This is a genomic window from Nonomuraea sp. B19D2, from assembly GCF_040137845.1.
Lineage (GTDB): Bacteria > Actinomycetota > Actinomycetes > Streptosporangiales > Streptosporangiaceae > Nonomuraea.
In genome coordinates this window covers 1-11,021 of the sequence record NZ_JBEFAK010000044.1, presented here as the reverse complement: position 1 = coordinate 11,021, position 11,021 = coordinate 1, and the positions used below count along the sequence as shown (strand labels likewise).

Annotated in this window: 11 protein-coding genes; 2 read left to right on the top strand and 9 right to left on the bottom strand. The window is 70.4% G+C overall.

Annotated features, from left to right (window positions below; all coding sequences use genetic code 11):
- The first annotated feature begins 159 nt into the window (after window positions 1-159).
- Both ABN273_RS46840 and ABN273_RS46835 read left to right on the top strand, forming a co-directional pair.
- Window positions 160-1,104 carry a sugar phosphate isomerase/epimerase family protein gene (locus tag ABN273_RS46840; protein WP_349456073.1) on the top strand — a complete coding sequence of 315 codons (945 nt, stop codon included), beginning with the start codon at window positions 160-162 and terminating at the stop codon, window positions 1,102-1,104.
- Window positions 1,104-2,648, top strand: coding sequence for a glycoside hydrolase family 140 protein (locus tag ABN273_RS46835; RefSeq protein ID WP_349456072.1), 1,545 nt, complete (start codon window positions 1,104-1,106; stop codon window positions 2,646-2,648). The genes ABN273_RS46840 and ABN273_RS46835 overlap by 1 nt, the downstream gene beginning before the upstream one ends.
- 55 nt (window positions 2,649-2,703) lie before the next feature.
- Here ABN273_RS46835 and ABN273_RS46830 read toward each other — a convergent pair whose 3' ends face one another.
- The 9 genes from ABN273_RS46830 to ABN273_RS46790 form a co-directional block, all read right to left on the bottom strand.
- A complete protein-coding gene (locus ABN273_RS46830; protein ID WP_349456071.1) occupies window positions 2,704-3,333 on the bottom strand; it encodes a Rid family hydrolase in 630 nt (209 codons plus the stop codon).
- Window positions 3,334-3,347: 14 nt separating this feature from the next.
- On the bottom strand, window positions 3,348-4,934 hold the full coding sequence (locus ABN273_RS46825; RefSeq protein ID WP_349456070.1) for a flavin monoamine oxidase family protein: 1,587 nt from the start codon (window positions 4,932-4,934) through the stop codon (window positions 3,348-3,350).
- Window positions 4,935-5,061: 127 nt separating this feature from the next.
- A complete protein-coding gene (locus ABN273_RS46820; protein ID WP_349456069.1) occupies window positions 5,062-6,063 on the bottom strand; it encodes a substrate-binding domain-containing protein in 1,002 nt (333 codons plus the stop codon).
- Window positions 6,064-6,072: 9 nt separating this feature from the next.
- Window positions 6,073-7,068, bottom strand: coding sequence for an ABC transporter permease (locus tag ABN273_RS46815; RefSeq protein WP_349456068.1), 996 nt, complete (start codon window positions 7,066-7,068; stop codon window positions 6,073-6,075).
- Window positions 7,065-8,558 (bottom strand): sugar ABC transporter ATP-binding protein, encoded by a 1,494-nt coding sequence (locus ABN273_RS46810; RefSeq protein ID WP_349456067.1) that lies wholly within the window; start codon window positions 8,556-8,558, stop codon window positions 7,065-7,067. Before ABN273_RS46810 ends, ABN273_RS46815 begins: the two co-directional genes overlap by 4 nt.
- Window positions 8,559-8,571: 13 nt before the next feature.
- Entirely contained in the window at window positions 8,572-8,976 is a 405-nt protein-coding gene (gene rbsD, locus ABN273_RS46805; protein ID WP_349456066.1) for a D-ribose pyranase, read from the bottom strand.
- Window positions 8,973-9,914, bottom strand: a complete 942-nt coding sequence (locus ABN273_RS46800; RefSeq protein WP_349456065.1) for a ribokinase — start codon at window positions 9,912-9,914, stop codon at window positions 8,973-8,975. The genes rbsD and ABN273_RS46800 overlap by 4 nt, the downstream gene beginning before the upstream one ends.
- 78 nt (window positions 9,915-9,992) lie before the next feature.
- The gene (locus ABN273_RS46795; RefSeq protein ID WP_349456064.1) at window positions 9,993-10,814 is read right to left on the bottom strand and encodes an aldehyde dehydrogenase family protein; all 822 of its coding nucleotides are present in this window, start codon (window positions 10,812-10,814) and stop codon (window positions 9,993-9,995) included.
- A partial coding sequence (locus tag ABN273_RS46790; RefSeq protein ID WP_349456063.1) for an aldehyde dehydrogenase family protein occupies window positions 10,807-11,021 on the bottom strand: 215 nt, incomplete at its 5' end. The genes ABN273_RS46795 and ABN273_RS46790, both read right to left, overlap by 8 nt.

The window sequence follows — 11,021 nt, the reverse complement described above, 5'->3', positions numbered from 1 at the left end:
AGGCTCGCGTCGGACCCATGTCAATGAGGTGCGAGAGCCGCTCATGCGCTGCTCTTGACGGCCGCCGGACACCGAGGTTACATTCCGCCTGAATAGCCAGGCGAGAGTGAATAAACATTCATATCTCCTGCGCGATCAAGGGATAGGAGAAAGACCCGCATGACGGCAGAACCTCTCTTCGGCGCAGGTCTGTGGCACTTCGGGCAGTTCCGCGACCGTTACGCCACCGACGGGTACGGCCCGCCCGTCTCCACCCTGGAGGCGATCGACCGTGCCGGCCAGGTCGGCAGCCTGTCCGTGGTCGACATCAACTACCCGTTCAACCCCGGCGACCTCGACGTGGAGCTGCTGGAGGAGCGGCTGAAGGCCAACGGGCTGCGGGCCATCGCGCTGACACCGGAGATCTACACCAGGAAGTTCGCCCGCGGGGGCTTCACCAACCCCGACCCCGGCATCCGGCGCGAGGCCATCGAGCTGGTGAGCGAGTCCGCCGACCTGGCGCGCCGCCTCGGCTGCGACTACGTCAAGCTCTGGCCCGGCCAGGACGGCTGGGACTACCGTTCCTCGACACTGAGCAGGAGTGAAACCCGCGCAGCGGCGCGCTCCGAACGGTCTTGGGCGCACTGGTCCCCCACGTACAACCCCGGGCAGCGACGCACGTCCCGCGTGCGGTCCGATCCGGAGCGGCAGGTTCCCTTCGCGACCTGGCCGTGCCGACACAGTCAGAAGCAACCAGGGAGGCCCCGGACCATCACTCCGGTGAAACGAGGGCCCCGGAAACCGACACCGCATCAGCCATCCAGATCGCTACGAAGCGTAAGCGATCCGTGCCAATACGTCAACACAGGTGCTTACTCAAGCGAGCTCATGCACACAGGAATCCCTTCCTCACCGAACAGTTCCCAACCCCTTCCAGGCCGATTCCCCTTCCGCGAGGACGCGGTGGAGGCCGCCAGGGCCGGGATCGAGGTGATGCGGACGATCTGGCGGGCCCTGCAGATCCTCGACGTGGACGCCCTGGCCGAGGCGCAGGCGCGCCAGGACGCCCTGGCCGCGCAGCGCATCGCCCGCAAGGCGCTGCTGACCGCCCAGGTGGACGGCTGATGGGCGACGTCACCCGCGTCGCCGGAGCCTGGCGCGAGGCGGAGATCACGCTCACCGCCTCGACCGGCATCCCCGACGCCTACACCGCCGTCGACGTCTGGGCCGACTTCACCCACGACAGCGGGCTCACCCTGCGCCGGCCCGCCTTCTACGACGGCGGCCGCACCTGGCGGGTCCGCTTCAGCTCGCCCCTGCCGCACGGCCGCTGGCACTGGAGCGCCCAAGCCTCCCTCGACGACCCCGGCCTTCGCGGGGCGAGCGGAATCGTCGAGGTGGAGCCCGCCGAGCCGGGAGCACACCGGTTCCGGCGCCACGGCTTCTGGACCATGTCGCCGGGCGGGCGCAGCCTCGTCCACGCCGACGGCGCCCCCGCGATCCTCGTCGCCGACACCGCCTGGGCCCTGCCGTGGCGGGCCACCGAGGAGCAGGTACGCCGCTACGCGGCCGACCGGCACGCCAAGGGCTTCAACGCGGTGCTGCTCATGTCCGTCCAGCCCGACATGCGCGCGACCGGACCGCGCGACCGGCAGGCCGACGAGGGCTTCGACGTCGCCTTCGAGGACCTGCCGACCGGCCACATCAACGACCTCAACCCGGCCTACTTCCAGTACCTGGACCGACTCCTGGACATCCTGGCGGAGCACGAGATCGTGCCCGTGCTGCAGCCGGTCTTCCAGGGGTTCGGCTGGAAGGGCCTCGACGTGGCCGGGACCGTCGTACCGCCCGCCGAGTACGCCCGCTACTGCCGCTACCTGGTGGCCCGCTACGGCGCCCGCCCGGCGATCTACCTGGTGGGCGCCGACGGCTCCGGCCGCGAGCCGCAGATCCCGGCCGGCGGCGCCGAGGTCCACGCCTGGGACTGCTACGGCCAGCCCACCGGCATCCACTACCGCCCGCACGCCGACAACCGGGCCTGGCAGGACGCCGGCTGGCTGGACTTCCAGTGGTGCCAGACCGGCCACGGCGGCGAGCACGTCCCCGAACGGGTCGCCGGCATGTGGCGCGACACCCCGGTCAAGGCCGTCGCCAACGGCGAGCCGACCTACGAGCAGACCCGCTCGAGCACCAACGCCGCCGGCTGGTGGCAGGGGCATGAGGCGTGGAGCAACCTGTGCGCCGGGGGCACCATGGGCGTGGTCTACGGGGCCGCCAACATCTGGCAGTGGAAGCTGCACGACCGCGAGCCCGGGCACGAGCCGTACTTCCTGGCCCCCTCCGGCGGCTGGCGCGACTCCCTGGCTTTCGAGGGGTCCACCTACGTCGGGCTCCTCGGCAAGATCCTGGACGGGCTGCCCACGACCGACATGGAGCCTGACTGGGAGATCTTCGTCAGCCCGCGCGCCCTGCACGTGCCCGGCCGGCTGCACGTGGTCTACCAGGAGAACGGCGGCGCGCTCCGTCCGACGCGCGAGGAGGGGTTGCCGGCGCGTTACCGCGTCGTCGACCCGCGCACCGGACGCGTCCTGGCGGAGGGGCTGCGCGAGCCCGGGCAGCCGATCGCCGACGAACACCGGGAACCCCGCGTGGTCGTCTTCCACGACTGAACACACGTTGACGGGCCGCCGAACCCCGGCTCGGCGGCCCGCTCCGGTGGGGCGGTCAGTGCTTGTACGCGGCGACGACCTCCACCTCGACGAGCCAGCCCGCGACCGGGAGGTTGGCGATCTCGATCGTCACGCGGGCCGGGCGGGCCGGGTTGACCTCCATGGGCGGGGCGGGCGGCGCTGTGCCGAGCGGGACGGGTACGGCCTGGCCGGTGGCTAGGTCCGTGTTGGCGAAGAACTGACGGTAGGCGCGGTTCCAGCCGGTGAAGTCGGCCGCCTCGGCTCCAGGAGGCTTCTCCAGGTAGGCGCGCATGGAGACGACGTCGGCGAGGCCCAGACCGGCCGCGGCGAGGTTGGCCTTGATGCGTTTGAGCACGCTGAGGGCCTGGGCCTCGGTGAGGGTGACGCCCGGGGGCAGGGTCCCGCCGGGGAAGTCGACGTAGCGTTCGGGAGAGTCGGCGGGCGCCGCGGGGTTGGCCGCCGCCGGCCCCAGGCCGCTGGCGGTGTACGTGGCCACCTGCCTTCCGAGCGCCACGCCGTCGGCGATCGCGGGGTTGGTGGTGCCCGCGGGGAGGAACGGCTTGACCTCCTGCGGCAGGGGCGACCAGGTGGGGGTGGCGGCAGCGGTGCTCGTGCCGAGGACGAGGACGACGGCCGCGGGGAGAGCGACGGTGCGGAGCTTCATGCGGTGGTGTCCTCTCAGGAGGTGGTCAGGACGCGCTGGTGCAGCTCGGTGACGACCTTGCGGGCGGACTCGAGGGCTCCCGCCTGCCAGGCGATCATGTAGCTCAGCCAGTCCCCCGCGAAGTACACGTGCCCGGCGGGTTTGCCGAGGAGCTGGTACGCGCCCTGCCGGGACGGCCAGCCCACCCACGCGCCCTCGATGTGCGGCTGGAGCTTCCAGGCGATGGACACCGACGACGCCAGTTCGTCGCGATATTTCGCGCCATGGACCTTCATGCCCTGCTCAATCGCGCGGCGCTCGCGCTCGGCGGGCTTCAGCGCGGCGTACGCGTCGGCCTGGGCGCCGAAGTTGTAGTAGCCGACGACCAGGCCGCGCGACGTGCCGTACCCGTAGGAGGGGTACCAGATCGTGGCCAGATCGAGGTCGGTGGCGGTGATGCCGCCGTAGATGTCCTCGTCGGTCTCCCACCAGCGGCGGCGGTACGCCAGACCGATCTTGCCGGCGTTCGTGACGGTCGGGGTGGCGAGGGCGGCCTGGACCTCCGCGCCGAGATTGTGCGCGGTCTTGGCGAGGATGTGCGGGGGCATCGCCGCGACGCACAGGTCCGCCTTGATCTTCTGGGTACGGCCGTGGCGGTCCTGATACTCCACCTCCACGCCGTCCTGCAGATCGGTGATCTTGGTGACCTCGGCCCGCAGCCGGATCCGCTGCCGCCCGATCTTGTCGGCGAAGGCCCGCGGGATCGCGTCCATGCCGCCCACCGGCTGGAACATCAGCATCGCCTGGTCGTAGCCGAACTCGAACGCGAACCGCTGCCCGACTCCGCTCGCCAGCACCTCCGACAGCGACGGCACCGGTCCGAGGAGCGTGCCCGGCTGGTCGCCCGCGCCCGGGTTCACGCTGTGGCCGCGGCGGGTGGTTCCGGAGTACTTGAATCCGCTCGCCTTGTCCCCCACCGCCCCGAAGCTCGACAGAAAGGCGATCAGCCGCTCTTTGTCCTGCGCGGTGAGCGCGGCGTCCAGCGCCCCCGCGTCGGTCGCCCGCGACAGCAGCTCGGAGACGTACCCGTACACGTCGGCCTTGGCGGTACGCCAGCGGACGGGGGCCGACATGTTCTGGTGGTAGATGTACGCCTGGGCGTTGGAGTTGGTGAAGACCTCCAGGTCCACGCCGAGCTCGCGACAGTAGTCCATGGTGACCATCCACTGCGCCAGCCGGGCCGGGCCCGCGTTGAGGTAGAGGCCGTCACTGAACTGCGCGACCTGCGTGGAGCCGTCGAGCTCGGTCACGCGGTCGCCGCCACGGATGGTCCAGTTCCGGCCGCCGACCCGGTCGAGCGCCTCCAGGATCGTGCAGTCGTAGCCCGCCTTGCCCAGCTCGTACGCCGTGGCGAGGCCGGCTATCCCCGCGCCGAGGATAACTACCTTCTTCGCGGACCGCCCGGTGAGCGAGAAGTCGGACGGCTGCGGCGGGCCGAAGGTCCCCTTCGCGGCCGCCTCGGCGGACGGCGCAAGCCCGAGCGCGCCCATGGTCGCGAAGAGCGCGCCTGCCCCGCCGGAAACACCGACGGCGGACAGGAAATCGCGTCTGCTGTACCCCAACACTTACCTCCAAGGTTTTGCTGGAGGTAAGTGTTGGGACGCTTTGTTGCCGATCATCCGGCCTTGTGTTGTTTGTGAGTTTCAAGCCGATCATCGGCGTTTGTGGCGAAAAGTGAGCTTCAAGCTCCTACTTGAGGCTGTCCGGAACGCCGGACTTGTCGCCGAGGCCGACGAGGTAGTCCGCGTACTCCTTCACGTTGTCCTTCTTGACCAGCTTGCCCTGCAGCGTCTCGTCGGCCTGTACCTGCTTGCCGCCCAGGACGTCGGAGGCCAGAGAGATCACCTTCTGCCCGAGCGCGAAGGGCGACTCGGCGTTGGTGGCGTACATCTCGCCCGCCGCGACGGCGGCCAGCGCGTCGGCGATGCCGTCGTTGCCGACGACCTTGACCTTGCCCACCAGGTTGCGGGCCTTGAGCGCGGACAGCACGCCCATGGCCATCTCGTCGTTGGCCGCGTACACGCCGTCGATGTCGGGGTTGGCCTGCAGCACGTTCGTCATCACGTTCAGGGCCTTGGCCCGGTCGAAGTCGGCCGCCTGCGTCGCAACGACCTTGATGTCCTTGTGCGTCGCGATCTGCTGCTGGAAGCCCTTGCTGCGGTCCTGGGCCACGTTGGTGCCGAGGATGCCCTGGATCTCGACGACCTTGCCCTTGCCGCCGACGGCCTCGGCCAGCGCGTCGGCCGCGTTCTTGCCGGCCTGGACGGCGTCGTAGCCGACGAACGTGGCCAGCTTGCCGCCGGACGGCTTGCGGTCGAACGCCATCACGGGGATGCTCGCCGAGTTCGCCTGTGTGACGGAGCTGCTGGCGGACTGGCTGCCCACCGGGTCGAGGATGAGGATCCCGGTCTGCTTGGAGATGGCGGTCGTCGCCTGGTTGAGGAAGGTGGCGTCGGAGTTGTCGGCGTTCTGCACGTTCAGGGTGATGCCGCTCTTGGCGGCCTGAGCCTCGGCGCCGTCCTTCACGCTGATGAAGAACGGGTTGCCGAGCGTGCTCATGATGATCGTGGCGTCCTTCTTGCCGGACGCCTTGACGGCACCCGTGGTCGTCTCCTCGCCGCCCCGGCTGCAGGCGGTCAGGGAGACGGTGGCCAGGATCGCGACGGCGAGGATTTTGCGGGGAGTGTGCATGGCTGTTCCTTAGATGTGCTGTGCGAGTTCTGGTGCGGGTACGGGGGATTCGGCCCGGCGCGGCACGAGCCTGCGGAGGATGTCCACGTTGCGGTCGAGGAACACGGCCAGGAGGATGACCAGGCCCTTCACCACGTCCTGGAGGAACGGGGAGACGTCGAGCAGGTTCATCCCGTTGTCGATGACGCCGAGGACGAGCGCTCCGACGAGGGTGCCGAGCAGGGTGCCGCGGCCGCCGGCCAGGCTGGTGCCGCCGATGATGACGGCCGCGATCGCGTCCAGTTCCAGCCCGGCGCCGGCGGTCGGCTGGGCCGTGGAGAGCCGGGCGGTGATGATGAACCCGGCCAGGGACGCCAGCACGCCGCTGATGACGAAGGCGAGGATCTTGACGCGGTGGACCCTGATGCCGGACAGCCGCGCGGCCTCGACGTTGTCGCCGGTGGCGTAGACGTACCGGCCGAAGCGGGTGCGGGCCAGGACGAACCCGAAGATCCCGAACGCCACCAGCATGATCCACACCGGCACCGGCACGCCCGCGAACCTCGCCTGACCGATCCCCTGGAAGTCGTAGTCCGTCACCGGGATGGGGTTGCCCGAGGTGACGTGCAGGGTGAGCCCGGCGAACACCGACATCGTGGCCAGCGTCGCGATGAACGACGGCATCCTGGTCCTGGTCACGAGCAGGCCGTTGACCAGCCCGATGGCCGCGCCGGTCGCCAGTCCCGCGGCCAGCGCGGGGATCAGCCCGTACGTGCCGAGCGTCAGGGCGGTGACGACGGCGGAGAAGCCGAGCGCCGAGCCCACGGACAGGTCGATCTCGGCCAGGATGATCACGTACGTCTGCCCGGCCGCGAGCAGCGCGGCCACGGAGGTCGCGAGCGCGACGTTGAGCAGGTTCGTCGGGGTGAGGAAGACCGGCGAGGCCACCGAGAGGACGATCCCTACCAGGAGGAGCATCCACACCGCGCGCAGCCGGCCCGCGACGGTCTTGAGCTTCGAGGTCATGCGGCACCTACCAGTGCGTGCTTGAGGATGGACTGCTCGTCGAGGTCGTCGCCGGTCAGCTCGGCGACGAGCCGTCCCTCGCGCATCACGACCACGCGGTCGGACATGGCGACGAGTTCCGGCAGGTCGGAGCTCACGAGCAGGACGGCGACGCCGTCCGCGGTGAGCTGGTTGATGATCCGGTAGATCTCGGTCTTGGCCCCGACGTCCACGCCTCTGGTCGGCTCGTCCATGAGCAGCACCCGCGGCCTGGTCATCACCCATTTGGCGAACAGGGCCTTCTGCTGGTTGCCGCCGGACAGCGAGCTGACCGGGATGGACGGGGAGGCGGCGCGTACCCGCAGTTCCGAGATGACCGCGCCGGTGGCCGCGCGCTCCTTGCCGCGCCGCACGACACCGCTCCCGGGGCTGAACTCGCGCAGCGAGGCCAGCGACACGTTCGACTCGACCGACTGGCCCATGCACAGGCCCTCGGCCTGCCGGTCGGGCGACAGGTAGGCGATCCGGCTGCCGATCGCGTCCTGGACGCTCGCGACGCGTACGCCGGAGCCGTCCACGAGCACGGAACCGCCGGTCAGCGGCTGCAGGCCGAACAGCGCGCGCAGCAGGTCGCTGCGCCCGCAGCCGACCACGCCGCCGATGCCGACCACCTCACCGGCCCGGACCTGGAGATCGATGTCGTGGAACCGGGCGCCGTGACCGCCGCGCACCTCCAGGACGACGTCCGGTCTGGCGTTGCGCTCCTTGGGGTAGAAGTCGTCCACGGCGTCGCCGACCATCGCCGTGACGACCTCGGCCGGGGTGAGCCGCTCGGTGGGGGCGTCGAGCGTGACCCGGCCGTCGCGCAGCACGACGATGCGGTCCGACAGGGCGAAGACCTCGTCCAGCCGGTGGCTGATGTAGATCACCGACACGCCGGCCTCGCGCAGCCGGTTCACCTGGGCGAAGAGCTGCTCGGACTCCTGCTCGTCGAGGGCCGCGGTCGGCTCGTCGAGGATGATCAGCCGCAGCTCGTGCGTCATGGCCTTGGCGATCTCGAGCATCTGCCGCTCGGCCACGCTCAGCTCGCTGACCTGGCGCTGCACGTCGATCTCCATGCCGAGGCGGCGCAGCGCCTGCCTGGCCTCGGCGGCCATGCGCTGCTTGGAGACGAACAGGCGGCCGAAGACGCGCTCGCGGTCCAGCACGTACATGTTCTCGGCCACGCTGAGGTGCGGGAACAGGTTCTGCTGGAACTCCTGGTAGATGACCTCGATGCCCTGTGCCATCGCGGCCTGCGGGTCCTTGAAGGCCGTCGCGGTCCCGTCGATCAGCAGCCGCCCCGAGTCGGGCTGGTGCGCGCCGGAGATCACCCGGGTGAGCGTGGACTTGCCCGCCCCGTTCTCGCCGACGAGCGCCACGACCTCGCCGGGGCCGACGTCGAAGCTGACGCCCCGCAGGACGCTGTTGTCGCCGAAGGACTTGCGCACATCGGCAAGCTGGAGATGCATGCCAGGCTCCCGATCAGTACACGACGCCCGCGGTGAGCAGGACGTTGGCGTACGGGGTGAACTCGCCGGAGCGCACGGCCGCCCTGGCCCCGGCGGTGGCCTGCTTGAACTCGGCGTGCGGCAGGAACTCCAGAGTCAGGCCCAGCCGGTCGAACCGCTCCTCGATCGCGGCCAGCATGTCCGGGCTGTGCTGCTTGATCTCCTCGGACAGCAGCACGCCCTCCACGGCCACCTCGTCGAGCACCGCGTCCAGCAGGTCGAGGAAACGGGGCAGGTTCTCCCTGACAGCCAGATCCACGCGTTCCACGTCTCTCGGGATGGGCAGTCCCGCGTCGGTGACGATGATCGTGTCCGTGTGGCCGAGCTCGGAGATCACGCGGGCGAGCTGGGCGTTGAGCGTTCCCTGGTTGCGCCTCATCGGGTGGCTCCTTCCATGGAGGTGTTGACCAATGGCTCGACCTCGTCCCTGCCGGGGAGCGAGGGGCTGGCTCCCGCCTTGGTGGTGGCCAGGGCGCCGGCCGCCATGCCGTACTGGATGGCGGTGTCCACGTCGAGGCCGGCGGCGAGGGCGCCGCCGAAGAAGCCGGTGAACGCGTCGCCGGCCGCCGTGGTGTCCACGGGCGTCACGGCGTACGCGGGGAAGTGGCGGGTGCGCTCCTTCGTGACCGACAGGGCGCCGCCCGCGCCGAGCGTGATGATCGCGTGGCCCACGCCGCGCTCCAGGAACCAGGCCGCCGCCCGCTCCGCCGACTCCAGGTCCGTGACCTGCACGCCGGTCAGCACGGTGGCCTCACTCTCGTTCGGGGTCACGATGTCGAGGTACGGCCACACGTCGTCCGGCAGTTCCTGGGCGGGCGCGGGGTCCAGGACCACGGTCAGCCCGGCCGCCGCGCCCGCGCGCGCCGCGTGGCAGGCGACCTCCGTCCGGATCTCGAGCTGGAGCAGGAGGACGCCGACCCGGTCGCGGACGCGCTCGACGCTCTGCGTGACCATCGCCTCGTCGAGGGAGGCGTTGGCGAGCGGCGTGATGACGATGTCGTTCTCACCTGACGCGTCCACGCGGATGTGGGCGACGCCCGTGCGGCCCTCGACCGTGCGTACCTCGGTGAGGGTGACACCGTGCGCCTCCAGACCGGACAGCACGATGTCGCGGAACGGGTCCTGGCCCACGTAGGCGACCATCCAGGTCGGCGCGCCCGAGTGGGCCGCGGACACGGCCTGGTTCGCGCCCTTGCCGCCGAGCACGAGGGTGAAGTCGTCGCCGAGCACGGTCTCACCGCGCCGCGGCAGCCGCTGGCTGAACGCCGTGACGTCCGCGGTGATGCTCCCGACGACGAGAACACCGGTGGGTTCCATGGGGGTTCCTCCAGATTCGGGGATGGGTGACCCGAGGTCACGGCCCGTGTGCCGTGCCCTTGCGGGGTGCGGGGTCGATCAGATCCCGGCGGGGTGCCAGACCGTCTTGGTCTCCATGAACGCGGTCATGCGTCCCGTTCCTCGGTCGTTTTCCGCGGTGAGCACGCGTTTGAAGTTCTCGGCCGCCGCCTGCGCGCAGGCCAGCGCCAGCTCGGGGGCTCCCACGCCGGTGAGGTCGAGCCCGTTGACGTCCATGTGCGCCGCCAGCCAGGGCGCCAGCTCGGCCTGGTGCCCGGTGAGGATGTTCACGACTCCGCCCGGCAGGTCGGAGGTGGCCAGCACTTCGGCGAACGTGATGGCGGGCAGCGGCGCCCGCTCCGAGGCGACCACGACACAGGTGTTGCCGGTGACGATCACGGGTGCGACGGCGGAGACGAGGCCGAGGAGGGGGTCGGCGGGCGCGACGACCGCGACCACCCCGGCCGGTTCCGGCGAGGACAGGTTGAAGTACGGCCCCGCCACCGGGTTGGCCGAGCCACGCACCGCGGCGATCTTGTCGGCCCAGCCCGCGTACCAGACGAGCCGGTCCACCGCGGCCTCCACCTGCTCCAGCGCCTGCTTGCGCGGGCCGCCGACCTCGTCGGCGAACTGGGCACGACGGCCCTCCAGCATCTCGGCGACGCGGTAGAGGATCTGCCCCCGGTTGTACGGCGTGGCGCCCGACCAGCCGGGGAACGCCTTGCGCGCGGCCACCACCGCCTCGCGGGCGTCCTTGCGCGAGGCCCTGGCGGCGTGCTCCGTTCTCGTCACGGGGTAGGACCTCCCGCTCTCCGAGCGCGGGAACGCTCCCCCGATGAACAACTTGTACGTTTTGCGCACGGTCACTCGTCGATCAGACATCGAGGTACGCCTCCAGCCCGTGCAACCCGCCTTCGCGGCCGTACCCGGATTCCTTGTAACCCCCGAAGGGCGAGGCCGGGTCGAACTTGTTGAACGTGTTGGCCCACACCACCCCCGCGCGCAGCTTGTCGGCCATCCACAGGATGCGCGAACCCTTCTCCGTCCAGATCCCGGCCGACAACCCGTACGGGGTGTTGTTGGCCTTCT

Excerpts from the sequence above, each read along its gene's own strand:
- ABN273_RS46840 (WP_349456073.1), top strand. The coding sequence starts at position 160 with ATGACGGCAGAACCTCTCTTCGGCGCAGGTCTGTGGCACTTCGGGCAG.
- ABN273_RS46835 (WP_349456072.1), top strand. The coding sequence starts at position 1,104 with ATGGGCGACGTCACCCGCGTCGCCGGAGCCTGGCGCGAGGCGGAGATC.
- ABN273_RS46830 (WP_349456071.1), bottom strand. The coding sequence starts at position 3,333 with ATGAAGCTCCGCACCGTCGCTCTCCCCGCGGCCGTCGTCCTCGTCCTC.
- ABN273_RS46820 (WP_349456069.1), bottom strand. The coding sequence starts at position 6,063 with ATGCACACTCCCCGCAAAATCCTCGCCGTCGCGATCCTGGCCACCGTC.
- ABN273_RS46815 (WP_349456068.1), bottom strand. The coding sequence starts at position 7,068 with ATGACCTCGAAGCTCAAGACCGTCGCGGGCCGGCTGCGCGCGGTGTGG.
- ABN273_RS46810 (WP_349456067.1), bottom strand. The coding sequence starts at position 8,558 with ATGCATCTCCAGCTTGCCGATGTGCGCAAGTCCTTCGGCGACAACAGC.
- rbsD (WP_349456066.1), bottom strand. The coding sequence starts at position 8,976 with ATGAGGCGCAACCAGGGAACGCTCAACGCCCAGCTCGCCCGCGTGATC.
- ABN273_RS46800 (WP_349456065.1), bottom strand. The coding sequence starts at position 9,914 with ATGGAACCCACCGGTGTTCTCGTCGTCGGGAGCATCACCGCGGACGTC.
- ABN273_RS46795 (WP_349456064.1), bottom strand. The coding sequence starts at position 10,814 with ATGTCTGATCGACGAGTGACCGTGCGCAAAACGTACAAGTTGTTCATC.